This is a genomic window from Ruegeria sp. YKSE079, from assembly GCF_059612845.1.
The window spans coordinates 1-24,117 of the sequence record NZ_JBXWRJ010000033.1; the positions used below are offsets into that span (position 1 = coordinate 1).

Consider the following 24,117-nt stretch of genomic DNA (forward strand, 5'->3'; position numbering starts at 1 on the left):
GTTTGGTGGGGACATGGTGTCTGGATGGTCTGCCGAACGCTTAGGCAAGCGCGGTGCTCAGCAACGGTACTCGCGAGATGTGTCTTGCCTTGCGAGTGGTGCTCGGCCTGCAGCTTCGGCAAACGCAGGGCTTTGTGCGCAGTCTGCTGCAGCGCATGGAACTGGATCTCCCCGTGCCGGATTACTTGACGCTCTGCCGGCGTGCGCAAACGCTTCTGATCGTGTCTGACATTCGCACGGCCGGTGGACCGATCACGCTGGTTGTGGACAGCACCGGGTTGCGTGTCCACGGTGGCCGCGACTGGATGCGGGAGAAGCATGGGCTGCCAAAGGCCCGCAAGACATGGCGCAAACTGCATATCGGGTTCGACCCGGAAAGCGGCGAGCTCGTCGCGTCACGCCTAACAACCGAGCATGTCGGAGATTCCGGCGCATTGCCTGATCTTCTTGCCGAGGTGGCCGGTCCCGTTCACCGTTTCATCGCAGACGGTGCTTATGGCGGTACACCAACCGCCGCAACGATCCGACAGGCTTTCGGTGCGGATGTCGAGCTGATCATTCCGCCGCCGAAGAACGCCGTTCCCGGAGAGTGCGCCGCACGCAACGCCCATATCGACATGATCGCCAAGGGCGGTCGTATGGCCTGGCAGAAGGCCACTGGCTATGGCCAAAGATCACGCGGCGAGGCCCAGATCGGGCGTTACAAACAAGTCAATGGATCAGAGCTGCGTAGCCGCAAATTGGAGACCCAGACAACCGAAACCAAGATCGCTGTCAAAGCCCTCAACCGCATGACCCGTCTAGGTCGTGCGACCTATGAACGTGCCGCATAACGAACCGGGGAAAGGGGCAAATGCGGCACAAGCGCTATTCGTGCAACGCGGTCCTCTGGACGGTATTGAGGTTGCGAACATGATCCGAAAGCAGCAGTTCCTCAGCACTACGACATCTGGCTTTCGGAAATTTGCCGAGATCGCAGGATAGGTGTATCCAGTAAGTCGCTACTTTGGCCATTCTAAAAGTTTGCGACACTTCCACACATCCTGCTAATTCCGAAAGCGTCAATGGTCGAAAGTTTGCAACGGAACCCTCTCAACAAACTAAGAACTTGATCTTGCTTCAATCGATCCTAATGCTCGACAACATCTTAGTAACTTCAGATTGGCAATTGAAAGCTACCTATTGATCCTGATTAAGCGACTTGCAATTGTATCTGGTGTCTATGTCTATGCTGCGTCGAACGCACTGCTTTCCGGTGGCCTTGGTCCGGTGAGCCGGGACTATGGCATCACTGAATTTCAAGTCGGTATAATCCTAAGTCTCGGCGCGTTGGCTGTTGTACCCACAGCGCCCCTATGGGGCGTTTTGTCAGAGAGCGTGGGCCGCCGCTTCCTGGTTTTGACCGCTATTCCATTTATTTTGCTCAGTCCGTTGATAATGGCGCTGGTGTTTTCAAACATGTTGGTTCTGGCCACCAGCGCAACGGTCTATACGCTTGCAGTTGCCCGCACCGTAAAGGGTGTGTTCGGTGGGGCGCTCATTCCGTCGACGCAGGCGCTCATTGCCGACACTACAGACAGCAAGACGCGCGTCTCAGGCATGGGTCTTATGGGGGCTTCCGTCAGTTTGGGCGCACTCTCAGGGTCAATGCTGCTCTGGTTGACCGCCGAGCGGGGCATTGCTGTCGGCTTTTTTGCGCTTCTTCTGGCAGGCTTGTTTGCGTTTTTTCTGTCTTTGAAATTTCTTCCGACCTCGCAATTACATATCCCGCCAAGGACGAAAAAACCCATTCGATTGTCTCGTTTCTGGAAGTTCTTTGCGATCACGATGGCAGGCTTTGCTGGCTACACCATGGTTGTTCCTATCATCGGGTTGAAACTAATGGATGACCTGCTGGTGAACAGTACCGAGGCAATGAAATCCACAGGTTATGTTCTCGCAGGTGCAACTCTTTCGTTGACGATATCACAAGTATTTGTGGCAACACGAAAGGGATGGGATGCGCTTAGGTTGCTGCGGTCCGGCAGTATTGGCGCTTTGACCGGAATAGGGGTCATGATTCTGGCCGATGATGTGTTTGTTCTGGCGATTGGCATGATCGCCGTTGGTGCTTCTCTGGGGACAGTCGCTCCTGGCGCGATGGGTGCGCTCAGTCTATCAGCCGACAAAACGGATCAAGGTCGAGTGGCGGGCTTTAATACGGCTTTTCGCGGAATAGGAATTGCGGCCGGGCCGGTTCTAGGCACTGCACTTTACAGTTTCGGTACAGACGCTCCACTTTGGGGCGCATTGGCGCTTGTGTTTTTTGTTGCGGTGTTGAGTTTGTCTTGCCAGAAACCCGATATTTGAGCCGCACAGCCGGAAAGAACCTTCCATTCTTTGAAAAAACTCTACCCGCGTTCACGCGGACCGCTCGCATCTCGTGAACACAGTTCACAGCAAGGCCAACAGCCCCTTGGGATTCGTTATGGTTACGCAGGCGCGTCCGAGCCAAAGCAGTTTTTTGCGTTCCAGTTCCGCAAGGCGAGAAGAAACAACACCGCGCGATAGGTTGGCCATGGTAGCGATTTCTCGGTGTGTGGCATCGACGATCGCTGGAACAGGAGGGTTGGGTTCATACAGCCCGGCCAACCTGGCCAAGACGGCAATAAGGCGTTCATGGCTTCCACGGCGCATGAGATCATGGGCAAAACCGATTGCCCTGTGATGGTTTTGGATCTGGTTCAACAACAGTCGACGCCAAATATCCGGGTAAGTCTCGGCAAAACTCACAAACTCGTTGCTTTTGACAACCAAAATGGTCGAAGGGCGCGTAGCATACGCGCCGATATTACGTCTTTTTATTCCGGCCAGCCGTGCTGCTCCAATCCACACCCCAGGGTGCATCAGAAAGCTTTTTTCGATCACGTTTTCGGTTCCTGCCGACTCGATAGCAATCGAACCCGAGGCCAGCCCGAAGAGGTCTCTGGCAGGATCGTCGATGGAATAAAGTGGCTGCCCGGGGCCAAGCGTAACATGATGAGTAATGCTCAGGAACGCGCCCAACATTTCATCCGACAAGGTTGAAACCCAACCATGCTGCGAAAGATATTTTTTTGCGTCAGCGCTTGAGATGTGCATTCAATTCTGCCTTCTGTCCGAATTCGGACAAATAGATTTATTCTAATGGCTACAGTCAAGGGGCGAATCTGACATTTCAGACATAGGTTTGCGATTCTTTAGGGTGAATGATGTCTTCATTGGAACGGTTTTTTTCTTTCGGCTGGTTCAGGCGGCCTCCTGTGTTTTGGCAGTTTCACCGGGGCATTCAATGCCTCCAGTCCGGCTTGGGTCTGCGAAAATCTGCTGCCGCTCATGGTTCCAGACTGGCAGGCTGCGGGGGACTGACCCGAGTTGATTGGGGCGTTCTGACTGGCCCGGAATCGAAAGTGTGCCGATCCATCACCCATAGCTATTTGCCCACATAGTAAGGAACACCCGATGCAAAAAATTATTCCTTCTCTCGCTGCGACACTTTTTGCGATGGGCGTTTTTGCACAAGAAGCTCCGCCCGAAGCGTCCGATAGTGTTTTGAAGGGGCGCCCCTATTCCCCCTATGCCGACCGCGCGTTTCCGACGCGACCATTGTTCGGCGACACGCATGTCCACACCGCGTTGTCGGCTGATGCGGGAGGCGGTGGAACAACACTTTTGCCACGCGATAGCTATCGACTGGCCCGTGGTGAGCAGGTGATTTCGAACACCGGTCAACCTGTCAAACTCTCTCGTCCCCTGGATTTCTACATGGTCACGGATCATTCTGATGGGATGGGCGCCATTACTGACATTTTGTCCGGTGCGCCCAACATCATGGCCGATGAGCAAGGGCGGCAATTTCATGAAGCCTTTGCCAAAGGCGGACAAGCGGCCCGCATGGCGGCTCAGGAACTCACAAAACAGTTTGCACAAGGCACAATTTCGTCCGAACTCAACTACCAGCCCGGCAATCCGGCTTACAAGCGGGTCTGGGATGATATCATTGCCGCAGCGGAAGAGTTCAACGACCCCGGTGTCTTTACCACCTTCATCGCGTTTGAATGGACCTCATTGGTCTCGGGCAACAATCTGCACCGCAACGTCATTTTTCGAGACGGGCCCGAACGCGCAGGTCAGATTGTACCTTACACCACAACACCGCCAATGGGGTCGAGCAATCCGCGTGACCTCTGGGCTTGGCTCGAGAACTACGAAACGGTCACGGGTGGCGATGTCACCGCAATTCCGCATAACGGCAACCTTTCCAGCGGCATGATGTTCCCGCTGGTCGATGATTTTGCCGATGGTGCACCACTCGATCCGGCATATGCGGAAGCACGCCAAAAGTGGGAACGGCTTTATGAATGGACTCAGTTCAAAGGGGATGGCGAAGCGCATCCCATGCTATCGCCCGAGGACGAGTTTGCCAACTTCGAGACATGGGATTATGGCAATCTCGACGCGACGGTTCGAAAAACGCCCGAGATGCTGCCGGGTGAATATGCAAGGTCTGGTTTGTTGCGTGGGCTGGAACTGGGCGCTGTACTTGGGTCCAACCCCTACAAGTTTGGTGCCGACGGCGCGACGGATACGCATACCGGCCTGACCACGGCGCAGGAAAACAACTTTTATGGAAAATTTACCGCCTATGAACCCAACGGTGAACGGGCGGCGCATGTCGGAAGGACATATCCGAACGGCGATGTTGCGTACGACTCGTCCATCTATTCAGCCGCGGGTTTGACCGCTGTCTGGGCCACGGAAAACACTCGTGGTGCGATCTTTGATGCCATGGAGCGGCGCGAAACCTACGCGACGACCGGATCGCGCCTATCCGTAAGGTTCTTTGGTGGCGATTATGAAGCCGACGCGATGAACCGTCGTGATCTGGCTCAGGTCGGCTACTATGGCGGGGTCCCCATGGGTGGTGATCTTGCCGCGCCTGCGGACGGCGAAGCGCCTGACTTCCTCGTCTATTCTCTGCGTGATCCGTCGGGTGCAAATCTTGACCGAGTGCAGATCATCAAGGGTTGGATCGATGCTGAATCCGGCGAGGCCATGGAAAAGGTCTATGATGTTGCGTGGGGGGGTGACCGGTCTCCGGATGAGAACGGAAAACTGCCGCCGGTTGGCAATACCGTCGACCTGTCGGTTCCGTCCTGGACAAACACCATCGGTGCGCCCGAGCTTGGTGCCGTCTGGACCGACCCGGATTTCGACCCGGCAGAACCCGCATTCTATTATGCCCGGGTCATCGAAATCCCCACCCCACGCTGGACGGCTTATGACGCCGCAAAGTTCGGCGTTCAAATGGCGACTGGTGTTCCGATGATCACGCAGGACCGCGCCTACACCTCACCCATTTGGTACACGCCCAAGAATTAAGGAGTTCGTTTGCAATGAAAAAGCTCATTCCGATTGCCGTTTCTGCGATTGCTCTGGCAGGGGCGATCCACGCCCAGGACGCGCCGGCCGTTGCTCCTATAGGCGACTACTCGCCCTATCCGTCACAGGACTTTCCCAATCAGGTCTTCTTCGGCGACACTCATCTGCACACGACCTATTCGGCCGATGCGGGTCTGATCGGCAACACGCTCGGACCCGACGAGGCCTATCGCTTCGCCAAGGGTGAGACAGTCACGTCCTCGACCGGCCTGCCCGCGCGCCTTGCGCGGCCGCTGGATTTTCTCGTCGTTGCCGATCATGCCGAGAACCTTGGAACTGCACCTCTTTTGGCGTCTCGCGACCCGCGACTGCTTGAAACGGAGTATGGCCAATCGCTGCTCGCGGCGGTCGATGCGGGCGATCTCCCGCGCGCGTGGGAAATCTTCTCGCTGACCAAGGCCTCGGGCGAGGATCCGCTGGCAGATGTGCCCGGCCTCTATGACAGCGTCTGGCAGGAGATCACGGCGGCGGCTGAGCGCCACAACCAACCCGGCGCCTTCACCGCCTTCATCGGGTTTGAATGGACGTCTACCTTCGACCGATCCAACCTGCACCGCAACGTCATCTATCGGGGCGGCAAGGAAAACGCTGATACCCGGCTGCCGTTTTCGGCCTATGACAGCGTCGATCCTGAAGACCTTTGGGATTGGATGGCAGCATACGAGGCCGATACCGACGACCGGCTGCTCGCGATCCCCCACAACGGCAACCTGTCAAACGGGTTGATGTTCGACACCGTGAAGCTCGGAACCGATGAGCCTCTCGATGCCGGTTACGCGGAGCGCCGTGCAAGGTGGGAGCCGCTCTACGAGGTGACGCAGATGAAGGGCGACGGCGAGGCGCATCCGATGCTGTCGCCGGACGATCAATTCGCCGATTTCGAGACATGGGACAAGGGGCAACTGGGCCCAAATCCCAAGACGCCCGAAATGATCCCGAATGAGTACGCACGCGAGGCGTTGAAGCAGGGGCTGGCCTATCGCACTGAGCTTGGCGTCAACCCGTTCAAGTTCGGCATGATCGGTTCGACCGACAGTCACACCTCGCTGACGAGCGCGCAGGAGGACAACATGTTCGGCAAGGTCGTGGCCCTCGAACCCACCGCCGACCCGATCCGCTTCGAAGAGGTCGTGGGCGGCATCGGCGGCGACGAGAGCGTCGCGCAATATGCATGGGAGACCTCCGCCTCTGGTCTAGCTGGGGTCTGGGCGCGAGAGAACACCCGCGAAGCGATCTGGGACGCAATGATGCGCAAGGAGGTCTACGCGACCACCGGAACGCGCATCCGGGTGCGCGTCTTTGCCGGGTACGACTTTCAGGAATCTGACCTTCCTCGGTCAGACTTCGCCGCGTACGGCTACTTAAATGGTGTTCCGATGGGTGGTGAATTGGCAAGTGGGGACGGTCGTGCGCCGCGAATGCTCATCCGCGCTTTGCGAGATCCGGATGGTGCCAATCTGGACCGCATTCAGGTCATCAAAGGCTGGCTGAATGCGGATGGGACAACAAGCGAAAAGGTGTTCGATGTCGCCTGTAGTGGCCGCGACCTCGTTGATGAGATGTGCGATGGCGACGTCGGCAATACAGTGGACGTGGACGCCGCAACCTACACAAACGACATTGGACAACCCATTCTCGCAGCCTTTTGGGAAGACCCGGATTTCGATCCGGCGCAATCGGCCTTTTACTATTTGCGCGTTCTGGAAATTCCGACCCCGCGCTGGACCACATATGACCGCAAGTTTTTTGGTGTCGATTTGCCCGAAGGCGCACCGCTGACTATTCAGGATCGGGCATATACGTCGCCCATTTGGTACACGCCCTGATCCCAAACCCAAAATGCGTTCCCAAAAAGAAGGAACGGCGCAAAGTCTGCATAACTCTGCAAGAACGAGGTGACAAAATGAGAAACGAAAAGTGCGGCCTGCGCCCCGGGCTTTGCGCCGCAGCTCTGGCGACGACGATGATCCTGCCGGTCAATCCCGCCGGTGCGGTTGAGGGTGGAATCGGGGCTTATTTCCTTGGCACGCGAGATACGTTTGCCGGGTTTGTTCCTGAGCCTGGGACCTATGTAAGTCTTAGCTTTGACCATCTTGAGGGAAGTGTTGAGGGCATTTCAGTTGGCGGCCTGCCCATTGCTGCTGACGCGGATCTTGAGCTCAATCTGTGGCGGCTGAGCGCCACTCAGGTCTTTGATGCGCAGGTTTTTGGCGGAACACCCGCAGTAAACCTGACCGTCCCTTTTCCGTTCGCTGATCTGACCTTCACTGCGATTAGACCGCCCCTGCAGGGGGCAAGCATCGACGACAGTGTGTCCGGCTTCGGAGATCTGACATTGACCGGGATGGTCGGTTGGCACAGAGGCAACCTCCACTATAGCACGGGAATGTCAGTCTATGCACCGACAGGAAATTATGACACGGCATCAATCAACTTTCAGGAGCGGACAATTGATGCTCTGTCTGTCGGTAAAAACGTCTGGTCCTTCCAACCCTATTTCGCCGCGACCTGGTTCGTCCCGGAGCGCGGGTTCGAGGCTTCTGGCGCGATCAGCTTCCTGCTCAGCGAAAAGAACAGTGCAACCGATTATCAGACCGCACCGGCCCTACAGCTGGAAGGGGCGGTAGTACAACGCTTCCGTTCCGGGTGGGGCGTAGGGCTTGCCGGATACACCTATCAGCAACTGGATGACGACAGCGGACGCGGCGCCGAGTTTACCAAAATAGCACTCGGGGCCAGTAGCCTGCGCGCACGGGTTAGTGGTATCGGCCCACTGGTAACGTTCCAAGGCGGCACGTTGCTGGGTGCCGAGGCGTCGCTAAAGCTGAAGTACACGCATGAATTCGCAGCCAAGAGTAGATTGGAGAGTAATGTTTTGTCTGCTGTGGTTTCGTTGTCTTTCTGAACGGTTCCAATGGAAGGCAGATTGCGATGATGCGTAATGTGAACGGATTCAGAGGCATTTTGCGGGCGGCTGCTCTTGCCATGTTGCCAAGTGCGTCTGTTGTTCATGCGCAGGAAAACTCGGAGTCTTTGCAAAGTGCGGCCAATGATCCAACAGCATCGATCATGTCTCTTCAGCTGCAGGGCTTTCATTCGTATGACCTGCACAATTCCCCTGAGGACAGCAGCCTGTTGCAGTTTCGTGCTGCAATTCCGTTTTCGCTTGGGCAAACCAATCATATTGCCCGGATAACAATCCCCTACATTATCGATAGCGCAAACGGACAGTCCGGTATCAGCGACACGACCCTGTTTGACCTTATGACTTTTGATCGGCGTTGGGGCCGTTTCGGCGTGGGCGCGGTGGCTCTGTTCCCGACTGGTGAAGATGGTTTGAGTGCTGAAAAATGGGCTCTGGGACCAGCGGCCGGTTTTGCAAAACAAGAGAAATGGGGGCTTTGGGGACTATTCAACCAGAACCTGTTCACCGTTGCCGGAGATAACGACCGGCCAGATGTCAACCTGTCGACGTTGCAACCCGTGTTCAACTACAACCTCGGCAATGGCTGGTCCGTCGGTACATCCGAGATGGTGTTTGTCTACGATTGGGAGGCCGGTGATTTCAGCAGCCTGCCGCTGGGGGTCAAGGTATCCAGGCTGGTTCGCGGCGATGGCCTGCCCTGGCAATGGACGCTTTCTTACGAACATAACTTTGACGACGACGCGATTTCGGCGGCCGACACGGTGAGCTTTACGTTGAAACTCTTGGTGCCCAAGGGCCGCTGAAGAAATGGACAATGATCTGATGAATGTAAGTTGGCGAACGACACATCCTCCACACATGGTAGAGCCACAGGCGCATCGCCAAAGCCTGTTCCGGCGAATTGCCACGGAACCATTTGTTCATTTTGCGCTTCTCAGCCTTGCAATCTTTGGCTGGTTCAAACTTGCACAACCGGGCGACTGGTCTACGGATCCGGATCCACGGGTCATCATCATCGATAAGCGTCAGATCGATGTCCTGGCTGGTCAGTTTGAAGACACCTGGCGGCGCCCTCCGACGGCGGAAGAGCTGGCCAATCTGAAAGAGGATTGGCTGAACCGCGAAGTGCTGGTGCGCGAGGCTCTGGCGTTGGGTTTGGATGGCAATGATGAGATCATCCGCAACAGGTTGGTGCAGAAGATGAACTTCCTTCTGACATCCGAGGCGGGCGCGGCCCGCCCGGAGGATGAGGTGCTGCAGACCTACCTGTCGGACAATGCCGAGGCGTTCACGACCCCCGCACGGATTGCGGTCAGCCTTGTGTATCTGGGACAAAACCCAAACGACACGTTTGTCGACCAGACGCGTACGCGTTTGGCGGCAGGGGAAGATCACCGCCAGTTGGGTCAGGCGTCACTGCTTCCGACAGGGTTTGATCTGAGCGCCCGCACCTCAGTTGATGGCAACTTTGGAACGGGTTTCTTTGATCAGCTGCAGCCCTTGCCGCTGGGTGAATGGAGCGGACCTGTTCAATCGTCCTTCGGTCTTCACATGGTTCGGCTGGACAACATATGGGATGCCGTCTTGCCGCCATTTGGCGCGATCCGTGATCGTGTTCTAGCGGATTGGCGCGAGAAGCAGGCCGAGCGCGCGACGGAGGTGTTCATAGAAAATCTGCGATCCACCTATGTGATTGAGGACCTTGGGACAACGGGCACGCCCGCGGGTGAGCCATGAGGCATCTTCTGCCCTTGATCGCGCTGCTGGTGGGGCTTTTGGTGCCCGCCTTTAGCCATGCCCACGCGCTGGAGCCGGGGTATCTTGAGGTCTCGCAGGAGACCGACAGCGACTGGCACGTCTTTTGGCGCAAGCCGGATGTTCGCGGGGCGCCGATGGATATCGACGTTGCGCTTCCGGATGTCTGTACCGCGCCAACTTTTGAGGCGCCAGTTTTTGACGGTCGCGCCTGGAAGCAAGTCTGGCGCATGACCTGTACCGAAGACCTGCGTGGCAACACGATACGGATCAACAAGCTTGAGGCGCAAAGAACAGACGTCCTGCTGCGGGTGGGATATCTGGACACGGTAAACATGGCGACCTTCCGCCTGACCCCCGACGCACCTGCTGTGACGCTGCCCGCGCAACAGGGGCTTATCCAGACGCTTTGGCAATATGGCGTGTTGGGCTTTGAACATATCCTCGAAGGCTGGGATCACCTGCTTTTTGTCTTCGCCTTGCTGGTTCTTATTCGCAACCTACGCCAGCTCATCTGGGCGGTGACCGCTTTCACCGTCGCGCATTCGATCACGCTGGGGCTGGCCACTTTCGGCGTGCTGAACGTACCCGGCCCGCCGGTCGAGGCGGTGATTGCCCTGTCGATTGTCTTTCTGGCGACTGAGATGCTGCGCTCTGACGACAAATCCAAGACGCTGGCCAACCGTTTCCCCTGGGTGATTTCCTTTGGGTTCGGCCTGCTGCACGGTCTGGGCTTTGCCGGAGCGCTGGCCGAGATTGGCCTGCCCGAGCAAGACATCCCGGCGGCCTTGCTGGCGTTCAATCTTGGGGTCGAGGCCGGGCAGCTCGCCTTCATCTTTGCAGTGCTGGGCGTGTTCGTGACGGTCAGGAAGGTGGCGCAAGCGGTTTGGGGCTGGTCTTTGGCGCAATGCCCGTCACGCCAAATCCTTGGATATCCCATCGGATGCATCGCTGCGTTTTGGCTGGCCGAACGGCTGGCCGGATTTTGAACAAAAGAAGGAAGGAGAAGGGACAATGATGAAAATACTTGGAAGGGTTATGCTGGTCGTCACTATCGCGCTTGCCGGCTGCGATATGGTCGATCCGGATTGCACGCCGGAAAAAGCCGCGAAGCGTCAGGTCCAGCAGGCGACGATCGGCGTCAGCACCAACCGATGCACACCGGCTGAGACTGCACGCGATACCGCAGGTGTCGACGGATAAGGAATTCGAGCGCTCCAAAGCACTGGATGAATCGTGAGTGGTGAAGAAGTGACGCCCGGTATTGTCCTACAGAATCCGTAGTCACTGTGCCAGGTTTTGGATGTTCGGATCGGTTCCCCGCTTGAACCTCGTAAAGCGGGGAACCGTCAGATTTTAGTCTTGAAACACCCGGATGGGCCGGAGGCGACATGCGCTGGAAAGGGCGACGGACAAGCAAAAACATCGACGACCGGCGCCATGGGTCCAGTGGTATGTCTCGTGCCGGAATGGGCGGTGCCGGATTGATTGTGGTCCTCGTGATCGGCCTGCTTTTTGGTGTTGATATCACGCCGTTTCTGAGTGGCGGAGGTCAGGTTGCTCCTCCGCAAGCGAACGCGCCGGTGCAGATTGACGATGAAACCGAAGAGTTTGTGGCCGTCGTCCTTGCAGATACCGAAGCGATCTGGGGCGAGATATTCAGAGACTCGGGTATTCAATACACGCCTCCGGTACTGGTCCTGTTTGCAGGCAGAACTCAGTCGGCGTGTGGGCGCGCGATGTCCGCGACCGGTCCATTCTATTGCCCGGTCGATCAGCGCGTCTATCTCGATACGTCTTTCTTTAGGGTGATGGAGCAACGCCTGGGCGCGCGAGGTGATTTTGCCAAAGCCTATGTCATCGCCCATGAGGTGGCCCATCACGTTCAACACAGCCTGGGGATTCTGGACCAGGTGAACCGAGCCAAACAACGGTCAAGTCAGGCCGACGCGAATGCCCTTTCGGTTCGCGTGGAACTTCAGGCGGACTGCTACTCGGGAGTTTGGGCGCGGGCTATGGATCAACGCTTTGGGGTGCTGGAACCCGGTGACATCGAAGAAGCGCTCAAAACGGCCGCTGCCATCGGGGATGACGCACTGCAACGCGCTCAACAAGGCGTTGTGGTCCCAGACAGCTTTACCCACGGCACCAGTGAACAGAGACAAAACTGGTTTAACCGGGGCTACAAATCCGGAAACCCCAACAGCTGCGACACCTTCGCCGCAAGACAACTCTGAATTTCTAGGAAAACCAATGAAACCATGCTGATAGCAGCTGTCTGTACGACCATGACGCCTGCATTGGGATCAATTGCAGCGCTCTCCATTTCCGGCGCGCTGGGATCCGAGGTCGCAGCCCAACAATGCGGCTCGTCCGGCGATCTGATCTATATCGGACGGACGCGTGGCGAGGCATCCTCGGTGTGGTTGTCCACAACCGCACGGGGCGATTTTCGTCTGGAAGAGGCGAACGGAAACACGACCGTCGACACCTGGAGCCAAAGCCGCAGCGGGCCTCATCTGTCCTTTTCACCGTTTGTCTCAAACGGGTCAGGCGGCGTGCATCGGCTGTTTGAAGTCGGTGCCGCTCCAAACGGACGTGATTGCCTGGTTGATACGCGAAACCAAAGAAGGAACTGGTCGCTTCCGGGCCGGCCGCCCGGCGGCGGTGGGGGAAATCCTGGTGGCCCCGGTGGCGGACCAGGTGGTGGCGGAAGCCCAGGTGGACCTGGCGGTGGAGGCGGTAACCCCGGAGGAGGGGGTGGGGCATTGCCAACTTGTTTGCGTGTGATTGAGAAGGTTGAGGCCAAGTCCTGTCAGGCGATCATTTCGATCGCGTAACCGTTCCAGAGGCCGAAAGCATCGGTTCTGGCGTGACGGTATGAGATGATGGAGAGTTGATAACGGCGGGGTCGAAAGACGGTGTTGATCTGGTCGTGGGCGGCACGGAACCTTTGCGCTTGCTTTGGCGACTTGAAGCGCCCCATGAGCTTTTCACGCTTTCGAGTGGGTCTGTGTGATCCTTCGATCCGATTGTTGAGCCCCTTGTGTGCTCGGTGATCCGCAGTCGGCACAAGATCGCGGATCGGCTTGAAATAGCTTCGCAACTTATCCGTGATCACAACACGGGGTTCGCCGAATTGTGATATCAACCGCTTCAGAAAGCGCCGGGCCGCCTTGGCACTCCGCCGAGGTTGGACGAGGATATCAAGAGTATCTCCGTTCGCATCCACGGCCCGCCAGAGCCAGCATTTCCGGCCGTTGATCGGGATGACCACTTTGTCCAAATGCCATTTGTCGGCCGCCCCTGGCCGGTCTCACCTGATGCAATTGGCGAAATGGCTACCAAACCGGTTCACCCATTACCGGATCGTCTCCCGACTGACTGTCACACCGCGCTCCGCGAGAAGATCTTCGACATCAGCGGTGCTGAGCGCAAAGCGATGGTAGACCCAGACGGCATAGGCGATAATCTCGCGCGGAAAACGAAAGCCCTTTAGGCGAGGCATCTTGGACGGCATCTTCATGCGTGAGGCCTAAACAGTTCAGTATCCGCAAACAAGTTGGCAATGCCCTTGAACAATATTGTCGAGCAGGACCACCGTTTCATAAAGCGGCGCACGCGGCCGATGTTGGGGTTCAAAGCTTTCGATTCAGCAGCAGCAACGCTGGCTGGAATCGAAGTTGCGAACATGATCCGCAAAGGTCAGTTCACGCCCGGACTCTGTCCGTTTCGTCAATTTGCAGAACTGGCTGCTTAGCTCCACTGCAATCGCTAAAACTGGTCACCGTTCTCAAAAGATTGCAACAGAACCTGCAACAGATCCCCGGATCAGGATCGTAGATCGACCGGGTTGGATCGTCGAACGGGTCGGTATCGTCAGGGTTTGGTGCCATTGGCGACCAAAATATACGCTTTTTGTGTTTTACCAAGCGTATTGTGTGCGACGGTATTATTTTCGATAAGTATCCCTTATCATGTTTATTTGATTTTGCTGAAAAATGCGCGCAGAATAGGTGCCATGAAGCCCGCTGTCCCCTATCTCCCGGCCGCCTCCCCTGCCCTGTCCCAAGCCGATCAGACGGCGCTGACCGATCTCTATGTCCGCGGCACCCCGGCCAACACGCTGCGGGCCTATGAGCGCGACCTGCTCTACATCACCGCCTGGGCCAATGTGGCCTTCAAGAAGCCGCTTGAGTGGCCGGAGCGCCAAGACATCGCGCTGGCTTTCATTCTCGATCACGCCCGGGATCTCAATGACGCAGCGCCAGATGATCGCGCTCGCCGGACCGCGGAGGCTCTGATCAAACAAGGCCTGCGCAAGTCCCTCGCCTGCCCCGCGCCTTCGACCCTGGACCGGCGCATTGCCTCCTGGCTTGCGTTTCATCGAATGAAGAACCTGACCTCCCCTTTTGGCGCGCCGCAAGTCAAACAGGCGCGGTCCAAAGCCCGCCGCGCCGCGGCCCGGCCCCCTACTCCAAAATCGCAACATCCGATCACCCGCGATGTGCTGGAGCAGCTGCTGGCCACCTGTCGGGGGTCGCGCCGGGATTGCCGCGACCGGGCTTTGCTGATGCTGGGCTGGGCTTCTGGTGGTAGACGGCGCTCGGAGATCACCGGGTTGATGCGGGAAGATGTGTCCTTGAAAGAGTTCAAGGCCAAGGGCCTGGTGTGGATCTCGCTGCTGGAAACCAAGACCACCCAAAAGGGGGAAACCCCGCGGCTGGTGCTGAAAACCCGCGCGGCGCAGGCTTTGGTGCATTGGATTGAGGTGGGTCAGATCGGGGATGGGCCGCTCTTCCGCCCCATCTCCAAGGCCGACCGGGTGCTCAAACGCCGCCTCAGCCCGGATGCGATCTATCAGATCGTCAAACACCGGCTGAAGCTGGCCGGGCTACCTGAAGACTTCGCCTCGCCGCACGGGCTGCGCTCGGGGTTTCTGACCCAGGCGGCGCTGGACGGTGCGCCGATCCAAGCCGCCATGCGCCTCTCGCTGCACCGCTCTGTGGCGCAGGCACAGAAATACTACGATGACGTCGATATTGCGGATAACCCGGCCGCGGACCTGTTGGGGTGAAACTTTAGCTGCGGCGTCCCGCACGAGTGATCCAGTCAGCTCCACCGTAAGTGATCGCCAACACGTAGACTTCTCGGGCTTCGTCATCGACTGTAAAGGCGATCACCGCGCGGCGGGCCGCTGGGATGGCGCGCAGGCCCGGCAGGATATGATCACGCAGTGTACCGATATGGGGCAGAGTACGAAGGCTTTGCGCGACCTCGGCAATCTCCGCCAGCTTGCGGCTCGCGATATGTGGGCCGGCATACTCTTCGATCAGTTCCGAAATGTTTGTCAGATCATCCGCCACCGACGGGTGGTAGCGCAGTCGATACGTCACCCTTTGCGGTCCAGACGGCGCATTGCAGGAGCAAAAACGTGGTCATGTTCGACAAATTCCGAGCGCGGGGTCGCCGCCCGACGGCGGATTTCGTCGGCCATCGCGTCCAAAGCGACCTCGCGGACCTCATCATCCTCAATCATCCTTTCAACCGCTGCAGCAACAGCGGCCGAGGCCGAGGCATAGACCCCCTGCCCCACTTTATCCTTGAGGAATCGGTGGTGACGATCGGTGAAACTGAGCGTGGTTTTGATGGTCATATCGGGCCTCCAAGGTCATACTTGGTCATACCTAAAGCCCAAGTCAAGCCCGATTGCCTTGTGGTGCAGGCCCTTGAGGCCACAGGATATAGAAAAAACACTTGCAAGAATCGTAGGTTCTGCCCCATTACTTACGGAAAGCAGTGAATAAAACGGCGATAAGCGTAACAACGCAGCGCCAAATGAGGGCAGAGATGGAGCAAGTAACCGCAAGTGCCACCGTATCGGAGGCGCAGCATTCTGGCCATACACGGGAACGGATCGACCTTCTGGTGGGCGATCACGCCCGGCGGTTGTCTGAACGACTACAGGCGCATCGCGCACAGTTGTTCCCCCCCGACGCCAAACGATCCCTACGCAAATTCACGTCTGGAGAGGCCGCCGAATTGCTGGGCGTCAAAGATGCCTATTTACGCAAGCTGCATCTGGATGGCCGCGGCCCGTCGCCCGAAACCCGTGCGGGTGGGCGGCGCTATTACTCGCCCGAGGATATTCAGGCTCTGCGCGAATTGCTTGAAGCCGGGGCCAAGGCGCCCGGAACCTATCTGCCCGGGCGGCGGAACGGCGATCATTTGCAAGTGATCACGGTCATCAATTTCAAGGGTGGCTCGGGTAAGACGACGACTGCCGCGCATCTGGCGCAGAAGATGGCGTTGGATGGCTACAAGGTGCTGGGTATCGATCTGGATCCTCAGGCCAGCCTTTCTGCGCTGCACGGGTTTCAGCCCGAGTTCGACCTGCTGGATGGCGGTACGCTCTATGACGCGATCCGTTATGAAGATCCTGTGCCGCTGCGCGACGTGATTCAAAAGACCTATTTCACCAATCTGGACTTGATCCCCGGCAATCTGGACCTGATGGAGTTCGAACACGACTCCCCCCGCGCACTGACGCAACGGGACGGTAACCTGTTTTTTACAAGGATCGGCGACGCGCTGTCCTCAGTCGAACAGGAGTATGATGTGGTTGTCGTCGATTGCCCGCCACAGCTGGGGTTCCTGACCATGTCCGCCCTGTCAGCGGCCACTGCCGTTCTGGTCACGGTGCATCCGCAGATGCTGGACGTGATGTCGATGTGCCAGTTCCTGCTGATGACTTCGAACTTGCTGGGCGTGGTCAGCGAGGCCGGGGGCAACATGTCCTATGATTGGCTTCGCTATGTGGTGACGCGGTATGAGCCCGGCGATGGGCCGCAGAACCAGATGGTCAGCTTCATGCGCTCGATGTTCGGGGATCATGTGCTGAACCATCCGGTGCTGAAATCGACCGCGATTTCCGATGCCGGGATCACAAAACAGACCCTATACGAGGTCGAAAAGGGCCAATTCACGCGCTCCACCTATGAGCGGGCCATCGAAAGCCTGAACGCAGTAAACGGTGAAATTGAATCTTTGGTTCAATCAGCATGGGGACGTGGTCATGGCGCGTAAGAACCTTCTCAAGGGACTGATGGATGCCCCCCCTGCCCCGCCCGCTGATGAGGCCCCTGCCCGCGTCGATGTGGCCAAGCCGCGCTATGGCTCGGGAGCGATCGGGGCGGTCAGCCAGTCGATTTCGGATCTGAAATCCCGTGCGGTGCAGGAGATTGACCCGCGCATGATTGATCAGGGCGGTCTTCAAGACCGGCTAGAGGAAAACGCCGGTCTGGCAGAGTTGATCGAGTCGATCCGCGAATATGGCCAGCAGGTGCCTGTGCTGCTGCGCCCGAACCCCAACAAAGGCGAACGCTATCAGGTGGTCTATGGCCGTCGCCGGGTAGCCGCGCTGCGCGCCCTGAGTCAGCCGGTCAAGGCGCTGATCCGGGTGTTGGACGACCGCGCGGTGATCCTGGCGCAGGGGCAGGAAAACACCGCCCGTCGCGACCTAAGTTTCATCGAGAAGGTCAACTTCGCCCGCCAGATGCAGGATATGGGTTATGAGCGCAAGGTGATTTGCGACGCACTGCACGTCGATAAGACGTTGATATCACGTATGCTTTCCGTGTCTGATCGTATCCCGGAGCCGTTGATCCAGGCGATCGGAGCTGCCCCGTCGGTGGGTCGGGACCGCTGGCTGAAACTGGCAGAGCTGTTGCCGAAGGATCAGGAGCAGCGCGCCGTTGAGGCCGCACAGGGCGGCACATCCGATGACCGGTTTGAAGCGGTTCTGACCGCCCTCACGCCGCGCAAGTCCCCTGCCCCACGGGACGCCGCGCCGCTCAATGGCGCGGACGGAACGGTGCTGGGTCAGATGCGGCGCAGTGGCACCAAAGCGGTTCTCACTCTGAACACAAAAACGGCCAAAGGGTTCGAGGACTGGCTGGCCGAGAACATCTCGGAACTTCATCACCGCTGGAAAACCGGTCGGGATGAGTAACCCCGCAACCGCGGGATAATCGTGGAGCAGCGACAAGGAGGCACGAAACAGACAGGACGGAAAGAAAAGACCCCTCAGAACCGAAGTTCCAAGAGGCCTGAATTGGTGATTTAGCACCTCCGATTCTATGGCTTGTAGTTGACGGTTGTCAACTGGCGTCGAGTCCGGCGGGTAAAAAAGTTTTGTCTCGTGACAGCATATGGAACACATCACAACGACGCCCTTTGGGCGGCGGCCGGTGACGGCTGGTCTGATTGAACAGGCGGTGGCCCTGCAAGCCGCACCCGAGGTAACGCACATCGACAAATGGGAACTGCTGCGCGATCTGTGCACGGCCCGACGCGCCTTTGAAGTGACGGACCGGGACCTGGCGGTGCTGAACGCGCTGGTCTCGTTTCATCCAAACTTGGCCTTGTCGGACAATGACAGCCTGATTGTCTTTCCGTCAAACGTGGCGCTGTCTGAACGTGCCCATGGCATGGCCGAAAGCACCCTGCGCCGACATCTGGCGGCTTTGATCCATGCGGGTCTGATTGCACGTCACGACAGCCCCAATGGCAAACGCTATGCCCGCCGCGGCGCGGATGGCGAGATCGCCCGTGCCTTTGGCTTCGATCTGCGCCCGCTGCTGCACAATGCCGCCCGGATCGCCGAGGCTGCTCAACACGCCCGTGCTGATCAGGCCCGTCTGGCCGCCGCGCGTGAGAAGCTGTCGCTGCTCAAGCGGGATGCATTGAAACTTGCGCTCTACGGGCAGGAAAACGCCCTGCCCGGTGATTGGGAAGCTCTTCTTGCGGCGTTGATGGGAATTCACAAGCAGATGCGCCGCAAACTGACTTTGCAGGAGCTTGCTGATCTTGAAGTGGAAACAGCCCAAATCCTTGGGGATATCCAGGAACTGCTTGCGATAAAAACAGAAGAATTGAGCGGCAATGACAGTGAATCTGAGCGGCAGTATCAGAATTCAAACACAAATACTCCTGAATCTGAACTTTGCCCAAAAATGGACAAGGGCAAGGCTGATGTTGCACGCCAACCGGCCCCGGATCGGCCCCTACCCCGTGTACCACTGGCTCTAATCTTGAAAGCTTGTCCTGATATCTTGCCCTATTGCGAACGGGATCCGAAAGACTGGCATGATCTGTTCGTGGCCGCAGGCTATGTGCGCGGAATGATGGGTATCAGCCCGTCGGCCTGGCAGGAAGCGCAGGAGTTGATGGGCCCAGAGACCGCGGCCGTCACGGTTGCCTGCATTCTGCAACGGTTCAGCGACATCAACAGCCCCGGCGGTTACTTGCGGGCATTGGCGGGCAAAGCTGCATTGGGCGCGTTTTCTCCGGGGCCGATGGTAATGGCTTTGCTGAACGGTTCGGGCCGTGCAGCGGCGTAAGTTGACAGCTGTCAACATTCGTTGGCTACAAGCGTTTGTCACACAGTTGACAGCTGTCAACACAGCCCTGGAAAATCACGGCTTGCACTTTCTCAACCGTTGCGCGACTTGAAGGCATGGAATACTTGCACTGTCCAAATTGCGGGACCGACAACACGATTTTGCTTAAGCGGGTCAAGGTCGCGACTTGCCAATCCTGCGGTACTACTTTGGTGGTCAATGACGCGCAGATTCAATCGGCTGGAGAGCAAGGTTTTATGCATGACGCACCGCTGTTGTTTGGAGTTGGTGACATGGTTCATTTGGGTCGCAATTCCGCGCTTATCCTTGGGCATGCGCGCTATTCCTACGGACGCGGATTCTGGGATGAGTTCTGTGGGATCGATGATGACGGGGCATCCTGCTGGATTTCAGTCGACGAAGGGGACGTTGTTCGGCAAACCCGGCTGCGGGGTCAGGACGTCCCAAAATCCGCCCCCCCGTTCAAACCGGGTGAAACCCTGGATTTCGACTCGGCCACCTTTACGATTACAGAAGTAGAAACCGCTGAATGCGTCGCTCTGCGCGGCCAATTTGAAGAGCTGCTTCAGGTCGGTGAAATGCACAGTTTCGCCAACGCGTCAGCCGGGGATGACGCTCTGCTGTCCTGCGAGTATTGGGAGGCACACAGGATGTGGTTTTACGGGCGCTGGTACGATCCGTTTGATGTAAAGGTCGAACATCGGACATGACTCGAAACCCAGAGCTTCTGTCGATCAACTGTACCAGCTGTGGTGCCGGTCTGGACGTGCTGGGTGGGGGCAGGGTGGTCGTACAAATCTGCCCGTATTGCGGGGCAGAACTTGATGCGCAGGACAACTACAGGACGCTCTGTCAATTCAAAGGTTTGAAACGGCCCCAGACGCCATTTTCGATCGGAATGACCGGCACGCTGCTCGGGGTAGAGTTCACGATCATTGGCCTGATGGAACATTCCGAACGCTGGGGTGGGCTGGTTTATAATTGGGTTGATCATCAGCTGTTTTCTCCAACCCACGGCTACGCGTGGGTGACACTGGAAAATGGACACCTGACTTTCACCCGGCGTTATCGCGGACCGGGCTGGATGTCCGAGCGGTGGGTTGAAACCGCAGAACATCCACCAACAGTGACTAATGAACGCGGACGCTTTCAGTACTATGGGACAGTCACAAGCTCAATCACCTATGTCGAGGGTGAGTTTACTTGGGCTCCGAAACCGGGTGAAATGACCACGACCGTATCTGCCATGTCCGAAAGCGCGATGTTAGGGTTTTCGACCACAGGCGCTGAGCGTGAAACTCATCTCTCGGTCTATGTGCCGAAAGAAGACGCTGAAGCGGCCTTTGGGATAAAGCTGGACCTTAAGCCGCATCGCGTTCACCCGTTGCAGCCCTTTGTTGCGGGTCCTAACTACAGCTTTCTGCGCAACATGGCCTTCATGTTTGCAATGATCTCCCTGCTAATGGCGATGGTCTTGCAAACCCGCGTCGGACAGTCGGTTCTACGTAATTATTCAGCCGACTGGAGAGAGCTGCCGGTCGAAATCCCAATCGCATTAAAGGCTGATAGCCAACTCACGCGGATTTCCTTTTCAGGAAATGTTCGCAACAGCTGGGCCTACTTGGATATCGCATTGCTTGACCCGGAAGGCGAGCCCGTGTTCGAGGCGGGTCGCACGATCGAGTACTACGCGGGACGGGATGCGGACGGATCTTGGACCGAAGGTTCAAAATTCGCCAGCCTGACCTTTCGACCCGAGCAGACCGGTGACTACACTTTGGTTCTGGATGTACCTGAGCAAGGGGTTTGGAACCACGTGACGGCAGACCGTGTGCCAAGTCGAGCGTTCAGCCAGCTAAGTGTCAATGCCCGATCCGGCCTGTCCAGTGGTCTGTGGGCTTTTGCTCTGGCCGGAGTCTTCGGGCTGTTGTTCCTGTTCCAGTTCGCGCGTAAACACCTGCATCAACGCGCAAGGTGGTCCGGGACGGATTGGGTGGACGAGGAATAGCGTGACACTGTTTAGGATCATTTTCATTGCCCTTTCAACAACGGCCATTGCGGCCACGGGCTATGTCTCGTGGCATGGCTATGGCGCGCAGAGCCGCGATCTGGACACATCCGTTCGCGTTGGCAGCGGCGGCGGTGGATATTATCGATCAAATCGGATAAAATAGAGAGGAATCAATGAATTATCTTGCAGCAGTTCAAATTGCAGAGATTATCAGCACGGTTTTTTACACATTTCTGGGTGTAACTCTGATGTGGATCGTGTGGAAAGTGATCGACTGGATGACGCCGTTCTCGGTCGTGCATGAGATCGAAAAGGATCAGAACGTTGCCCTGGCGATTCTGATCGGGCTTCTGTTTGTGGCGGTGTCCATCATCATCGCGGCTGTCATCCTGTCATGACAACACCTCGCGGGGTTGAGGCACGCGCCGCGTGGCTGCTGGCCGCGACGTTTCTGGTGGCCGTGGCCGGGCTGATCTATGAGCTGATTGCCGCCACTCTGTCCAGTTATTTGCTGGGCGATTCCGTACGCCAGTTTTCTCTGGTGATCGGGGTCTTTCTGTCCGCGATGGGGGTAGGGGCCTGGTTGTCGAGGTTTGTCACTCAGGCGTTTTCTGGCTTTGTCTGGACGCAGATACTGCTGGGGCTGGTTGGCGGTTTCATGGCGCCGATGCTTTTTCTGAATTATGCCTGGATGGGGGAGGTGGCGGTGCCTCTTTATTCCGCCCTGATCGCCATCGGCATCCTGTCGGGGATGGAGATCCCGCTGATCGCCCGCGTCCTGGAACAGATCGGCGCGCTGAAATTCCGGTTCGAGAATGTGCTGAGCGTGGACTACATCGGTGCTCTGGCTGCCTCACTGGCGTTTCCGCTGCTGGTGATCCCGCACTTGGGGCTCATGTCCGCCAGTCTGGCTTTTGGCGCGTTGAACCTTGCTGTGGCGGGTCTTTCGCTGGCGATGTTCCGCGAATGGGCCACGCGGTGGCAGGTGGCTGTTTGGGGGCTGGCGTTCGCGGCGATGTCGGGGGCCTTGTGGCACTCGGAAAGACTGGTTTCGATCACAGAAGCTGAGCTGTTTGAGGACGACATAATCCTGTCCGAAGCCACACCCTATCAGAAGATCACTGTGACCCGGTACCGCGACCGGGTGCGCCTGTTTCTGGACCATTCCATTCAGTTCGATTCACTAGACGAACACCGCTACCATGAACCGCTTGTGCATCCCGCTATGGCGCTTGCTCCACGCCACGGCAACGTTCTGATCCTGGGGGGCGGCGATGGCATGGCTGCACGCGAGGCGCTGCGTTACGGCGACGTCCAGACGTTGACACTGGTGGACCTTGACCCGCGCGTGACTGAGCTGTTTCGGGATCACCCTGAGCTTTCAGTTTTGAACGACAGCGCTCTGCGCGATCCGCGCGTGACGATTGTCAACGAAGACGCATGGAAATTCCTGGAACGCGACAGGCGGCTTTACGATGTTATCATAATTGACTTGCCTGATCCGAAATCTATTGCGCTGTCACGGCTTTATACGCGGCAGTTCTACGGGCTGATGGCCGAACGGCTGAGTGGGAAGGGGGTCTTTGTCACGCAGGCCGGATCCCCGTTCTTTGCCACACAGGCGTTTTGGTCGCTGGTCGAAACGGTCGAGGCCAGCCGAAATCCGCAAAAGCCGGGGCAGGGGATGTATACCGTGCCGTATCACAGCTACGTGCCCAGCTTTGGCGAATGGGGTTTTGTTTTGGCCGGGTTCGAACCGATCCGCGACCGGCGGATCAGGTTGCCTGAGGGGCTGAATTACCTTGACGACGATGTCTGGCGGGCAGCGCGGGTGTTCGGTGCGGATATGGACCGGATCGAAGCAAAGCCAAACACACTACAATCGCACGCTTTGATCGGCTATTACCTAGACGGCTGGGACTACTGGTTCCGTTGATCCGCGCTCAATGCGAGTGATGTCGGATCGGGTAGGGCGCAGCTGGTCTTCGAGATAGGCAACCGCCTTGTCCGGGCGCGCGTCACCGCACATGAAAATGTCGATGGCGGCATAGCCATGCTCGGGCCAGGTGTGGATTGAGATATGAGACTCGGCCAACAGCAACACCCCGGTTACGCCGCCATGCCCGCCGAATTTGTGAAAACTGCCGGATAGAATGATGGAACCGGCGGCCAGCGCTGCACCGGTCATGGCGTCCTCGATACGGGCTGCATCAGTCAGCGCCTGACCACCGTAGTGATCAACCAGAATATGCATGCCTGACGTAGCTGTCTTTTCTGTCATGCTTGGCATGTACGCGGAAATTTGGCGGGTGGAAAGGGAGGGTGGGCGGAAAGCCGTTATTCGCTGCGTTTGCCAAACGGCATGCTTCCGTCGCGGAAGCAGACATTCGTCGTTGAGTGGCCTGTCGGGCCTGAACATTGCGGGATCGTGCCAAGCACTAGCAACTGTATTTCTCAGGCGGTCTGAGCCGACCAGTTTTGCCGAGATTTTAGGAGTGCGTTCGCGATTGTAACGAGCTTTCTAGCGACTGCTGTGATGATGA

24 protein-coding genes and 2 pseudogenes are annotated in these 24,117 nt (G+C 57.5%); 21 read left to right on the top strand and 5 right to left on the bottom strand.

The features are described from left to right. Positions 1-53 precede the first annotated feature (53 nt). Complete coding sequence (locus tag AC2FMY_RS21015; RefSeq protein WP_496808008.1) at positions 54-833, top strand: IS5 family transposase; 780 nt, start codon at positions 54-56, stop codon at positions 831-833. A gap of 328 nt (positions 834-1,161) precedes the next feature. Then, positions 1,162-2,349 (top strand): MFS transporter, encoded by a 1,188-nt coding sequence (locus AC2FMY_RS21020; RefSeq protein ID WP_496808009.1) that lies wholly within the window; start codon positions 1,162-1,164, stop codon positions 2,347-2,349. Between the two features lie 84 nt (positions 2,350-2,433). Here the strand turns inward: AC2FMY_RS21020 and AC2FMY_RS21025 are convergent, their stop codons facing one another. Beyond that, on the bottom strand, positions 2,434-3,120 hold the full coding sequence (locus tag AC2FMY_RS21025; RefSeq protein ID WP_496808010.1) for a Crp/Fnr family transcriptional regulator: 687 nt from the start codon (positions 3,118-3,120) through the stop codon (positions 2,434-2,436). 360 nt (positions 3,121-3,480) lie between these two features. Between AC2FMY_RS21025 and AC2FMY_RS21030 the strand changes: the two genes are divergently transcribed. From AC2FMY_RS21030 to AC2FMY_RS21070, 9 genes are all read left to right on the top strand, one after another. After that, the gene (locus AC2FMY_RS21030) at positions 3,481-5,400 is read left to right on the top strand and encodes a DUF3604 domain-containing protein (RefSeq protein ID WP_496808011.1); all 1,920 of its coding nucleotides are present in this window, start codon (positions 3,481-3,483) and stop codon (positions 5,398-5,400) included. 14 nt (positions 5,401-5,414) lie between these two features. Beyond that, the gene (locus AC2FMY_RS21035) at positions 5,415-7,286 is read left to right on the top strand and encodes a DUF3604 domain-containing protein (protein ID WP_496808012.1); all 1,872 of its coding nucleotides are present in this window, start codon (positions 5,415-5,417) and stop codon (positions 7,284-7,286) included. 77 nt (positions 7,287-7,363) lie between these two features. After that, positions 7,364-8,365, top strand: coding sequence for a SphA family protein (locus AC2FMY_RS21040; protein ID WP_496808013.1), 1,002 nt, complete (start codon positions 7,364-7,366; stop codon positions 8,363-8,365). 164 nt (positions 8,366-8,529) lie between these two features. After that, positions 8,530-9,189: a hypothetical protein gene (locus AC2FMY_RS21045; RefSeq protein WP_496744469.1), complete on the top strand. Its 660-nt coding sequence runs from the start codon at positions 8,530-8,532 to the stop codon at positions 9,187-9,189. 55 nt (positions 9,190-9,244) lie between these two features. Further along, complete coding sequence (locus AC2FMY_RS21050) at positions 9,245-10,123, top strand: peptidyl-prolyl cis-trans isomerase (RefSeq protein WP_496808014.1); 879 nt, start codon at positions 9,245-9,247, stop codon at positions 10,121-10,123. Beyond that, positions 10,120-11,130, top strand: a complete 1,011-nt coding sequence (locus tag AC2FMY_RS21055; protein WP_480752174.1) for a HupE/UreJ family protein — start codon at positions 10,120-10,122, stop codon at positions 11,128-11,130. The genes AC2FMY_RS21050 and AC2FMY_RS21055 overlap by 4 nt, the downstream gene beginning before the upstream one ends. Before the next feature lie 28 nt (positions 11,131-11,158). Further along, the gene (locus AC2FMY_RS21060; RefSeq protein WP_496744472.1) at positions 11,159-11,344 is read left to right on the top strand and encodes a hypothetical protein; all 186 of its coding nucleotides are present in this window, start codon (positions 11,159-11,161) and stop codon (positions 11,342-11,344) included. A gap of 188 nt (positions 11,345-11,532) precedes the next feature. Next, on the top strand, positions 11,533-12,378 hold the full coding sequence (ypfJ, locus tag AC2FMY_RS21065) for a KPN_02809 family neutral zinc metallopeptidase (RefSeq protein WP_496744474.1): 846 nt from the start codon (positions 11,533-11,535) through the stop codon (positions 12,376-12,378). A gap of 24 nt (positions 12,379-12,402) precedes the next feature. Continuing rightward, the gene (locus AC2FMY_RS21070; RefSeq protein ID WP_496808015.1) at positions 12,403-12,981 is read left to right on the top strand and encodes a hypothetical protein; all 579 of its coding nucleotides are present in this window, start codon (positions 12,403-12,405) and stop codon (positions 12,979-12,981) included. Here AC2FMY_RS21070 and AC2FMY_RS21075 read toward each other — a convergent pair. Continuing rightward, a pseudogene (locus AC2FMY_RS21075) lies at positions 12,957-13,667 on the bottom strand (IS6 family transposase). The gene AC2FMY_RS21070 and the pseudogene AC2FMY_RS21075 sit on opposite strands and share 25 nt — an antisense overlap. A gap of 48 nt (positions 13,668-13,715) precedes the next feature. On the opposite strand from AC2FMY_RS21075, the pseudogene AC2FMY_RS21080 reads away from it, so the two are divergent. Next, a pseudogene (locus tag AC2FMY_RS21080) lies at positions 13,716-13,901 on the top strand (DDE-type integrase/transposase/recombinase); the annotation flags it as partial. A 261-nt stretch (positions 13,902-14,162) separates the two neighbouring features. Next, positions 14,163-15,218, top strand: a complete 1,056-nt coding sequence (locus AC2FMY_RS21085) for a tyrosine-type recombinase/integrase (protein WP_496808016.1) — start codon at positions 14,163-14,165, stop codon at positions 15,216-15,218. Positions 15,219-15,222: 4 nt separating this feature from the next. Here AC2FMY_RS21085 and AC2FMY_RS21090 read toward each other — a convergent pair whose 3' ends face one another. Both AC2FMY_RS21090 and AC2FMY_RS21095 read right to left on the bottom strand, forming a co-directional pair. After that, positions 15,223-15,537: a type II toxin-antitoxin system RelE/ParE family toxin gene (locus AC2FMY_RS21090; RefSeq protein WP_496808017.1), complete on the bottom strand. Its 315-nt coding sequence runs from the start codon at positions 15,535-15,537 to the stop codon at positions 15,223-15,225. Further along, entirely contained in the window at positions 15,534-15,797 is a 264-nt protein-coding gene (locus tag AC2FMY_RS21095; RefSeq protein WP_496808018.1) for a hypothetical protein, read from the bottom strand. Before AC2FMY_RS21095 ends, AC2FMY_RS21090 begins: the two co-directional genes overlap by 4 nt. Before the next feature lie 194 nt (positions 15,798-15,991). On the opposite strand from AC2FMY_RS21095, the gene repA reads away from it, so the two are divergent. The 8 genes from repA to AC2FMY_RS21135 all read left to right on the top strand — a co-directional run bounded on the left by repA (position 15,992) and on the right by AC2FMY_RS21135 (position 23,510). Then, positions 15,992-17,227: a plasmid partitioning protein RepA gene (gene repA / locus AC2FMY_RS21100; protein ID WP_496808019.1), complete on the top strand. Its 1,236-nt coding sequence runs from the start codon at positions 15,992-15,994 to the stop codon at positions 17,225-17,227. Next, the gene (gene repB / locus AC2FMY_RS21105) at positions 17,217-18,152 is read left to right on the top strand and encodes a plasmid partitioning protein RepB (protein WP_496808020.1); all 936 of its coding nucleotides are present in this window, start codon (positions 17,217-17,219) and stop codon (positions 18,150-18,152) included. Before repA ends, repB begins: the two co-directional genes overlap by 11 nt. Positions 18,153-18,351: 199 nt before the next feature. Further along, positions 18,352-19,542 carry a plasmid replication protein RepC gene (gene repC / locus AC2FMY_RS21110; protein WP_496808021.1) on the top strand — a complete coding sequence of 397 codons (1,191 nt, stop codon included), beginning with the start codon at positions 18,352-18,354 and terminating at the stop codon, positions 19,540-19,542. A 257-nt stretch (positions 19,543-19,799) separates the two neighbouring features. Beyond that, positions 19,800-20,273 carry a DUF4178 domain-containing protein gene (locus AC2FMY_RS21115; protein ID WP_496808022.1) on the top strand — a complete coding sequence of 158 codons (474 nt, stop codon included), beginning with the start codon at positions 19,800-19,802 and terminating at the stop codon, positions 20,271-20,273. After that, positions 20,270-21,571, top strand: a complete 1,302-nt coding sequence (locus AC2FMY_RS21120) for a DUF4178 domain-containing protein (RefSeq protein ID WP_496808023.1) — start codon at positions 20,270-20,272, stop codon at positions 21,569-21,571. The genes AC2FMY_RS21115 and AC2FMY_RS21120 overlap by 4 nt, the downstream gene beginning before the upstream one ends. Before the next feature lies 1 nt (position 21,572). Then, positions 21,573-21,737 (top strand): hypothetical protein, encoded by a 165-nt coding sequence (locus AC2FMY_RS21125; protein WP_496808024.1) that lies wholly within the window; start codon positions 21,573-21,575, stop codon positions 21,735-21,737. Between the two features lie 10 nt (positions 21,738-21,747). Further along, the gene (locus tag AC2FMY_RS21130; protein ID WP_496808025.1) at positions 21,748-21,972 is read left to right on the top strand and encodes a DUF350 domain-containing protein; all 225 of its coding nucleotides are present in this window, start codon (positions 21,748-21,750) and stop codon (positions 21,970-21,972) included. Then, positions 21,969-23,510, top strand: a complete 1,542-nt coding sequence (locus tag AC2FMY_RS21135; protein WP_496808026.1) for a polyamine aminopropyltransferase — start codon at positions 21,969-21,971, stop codon at positions 23,508-23,510. Before AC2FMY_RS21130 ends, AC2FMY_RS21135 begins: the two co-directional genes overlap by 4 nt. On the opposite strand, the gene speD is transcribed toward AC2FMY_RS21135, so the two are convergent. After that, positions 23,481-23,855, bottom strand: a complete 375-nt coding sequence (gene speD, locus AC2FMY_RS21140) for an adenosylmethionine decarboxylase (RefSeq protein ID WP_496808027.1) — start codon at positions 23,853-23,855, stop codon at positions 23,481-23,483. The genes AC2FMY_RS21135 and speD overlap by 30 nt on opposite strands. Between the last annotated feature and the right edge of the window lie 262 nt (positions 23,856-24,117).

Excerpts from the sequence above, each read along its gene's own strand:
- AC2FMY_RS21025 (WP_496808010.1), bottom strand. The coding sequence starts at position 3,120 with ATGCACATCTCAAGCGCTGACGCAAAAAAATATCTTTCGCAGCATGGT.
- AC2FMY_RS21030 (WP_496808011.1), top strand. The coding sequence starts at position 3,481 with ATGCAAAAAATTATTCCTTCTCTCGCTGCGACACTTTTTGCGATGGGC.
- AC2FMY_RS21035 (WP_496808012.1), top strand. The coding sequence starts at position 5,415 with ATGAAAAAGCTCATTCCGATTGCCGTTTCTGCGATTGCTCTGGCAGGG.
- AC2FMY_RS21040 (WP_496808013.1), top strand. The coding sequence starts at position 7,364 with ATGAGAAACGAAAAGTGCGGCCTGCGCCCCGGGCTTTGCGCCGCAGCT.
- AC2FMY_RS21045 (WP_496744469.1), top strand. The coding sequence starts at position 8,530 with ATGTCTCTTCAGCTGCAGGGCTTTCATTCGTATGACCTGCACAATTCC.
- AC2FMY_RS21050 (WP_496808014.1), top strand. The coding sequence starts at position 9,245 with ATGGTAGAGCCACAGGCGCATCGCCAAAGCCTGTTCCGGCGAATTGCC.
- AC2FMY_RS21055 (WP_480752174.1), top strand. The coding sequence starts at position 10,120 with ATGAGGCATCTTCTGCCCTTGATCGCGCTGCTGGTGGGGCTTTTGGTG.
- AC2FMY_RS21060 (WP_496744472.1), top strand. The coding sequence starts at position 11,159 with ATGAAAATACTTGGAAGGGTTATGCTGGTCGTCACTATCGCGCTTGCC.
- ypfJ (WP_496744474.1), top strand. The coding sequence starts at position 11,533 with ATGCGCTGGAAAGGGCGACGGACAAGCAAAAACATCGACGACCGGCGC.
- AC2FMY_RS21070 (WP_496808015.1), top strand. The coding sequence starts at position 12,403 with ATGCTGATAGCAGCTGTCTGTACGACCATGACGCCTGCATTGGGATCA.
- AC2FMY_RS21085 (WP_496808016.1), top strand. The coding sequence starts at position 14,163 with ATGAAGCCCGCTGTCCCCTATCTCCCGGCCGCCTCCCCTGCCCTGTCC.
- AC2FMY_RS21095 (WP_496808018.1), bottom strand. The coding sequence starts at position 15,797 with ATGACCATCAAAACCACGCTCAGTTTCACCGATCGTCACCACCGATTC.
- repA (WP_496808019.1), top strand. The coding sequence starts at position 15,992 with ATGGAGCAAGTAACCGCAAGTGCCACCGTATCGGAGGCGCAGCATTCT.
- repB (WP_496808020.1), top strand. The coding sequence starts at position 17,217 with ATGGCGCGTAAGAACCTTCTCAAGGGACTGATGGATGCCCCCCCTGCC.
- repC (WP_496808021.1), top strand. The coding sequence starts at position 18,352 with ATGGAACACATCACAACGACGCCCTTTGGGCGGCGGCCGGTGACGGCT.
- AC2FMY_RS21115 (WP_496808022.1), top strand. The coding sequence starts at position 19,800 with ATGCATGACGCACCGCTGTTGTTTGGAGTTGGTGACATGGTTCATTTG.
- AC2FMY_RS21120 (WP_496808023.1), top strand. The coding sequence starts at position 20,270 with ATGACTCGAAACCCAGAGCTTCTGTCGATCAACTGTACCAGCTGTGGT.
- AC2FMY_RS21130 (WP_496808025.1), top strand. The coding sequence starts at position 21,748 with ATGAATTATCTTGCAGCAGTTCAAATTGCAGAGATTATCAGCACGGTT.
- AC2FMY_RS21135 (WP_496808026.1), top strand. The coding sequence starts at position 21,969 with ATGACAACACCTCGCGGGGTTGAGGCACGCGCCGCGTGGCTGCTGGCC.
- speD (WP_496808027.1), bottom strand. The coding sequence starts at position 23,855 with ATGACAGAAAAGACAGCTACGTCAGGCATGCATATTCTGGTTGATCAC.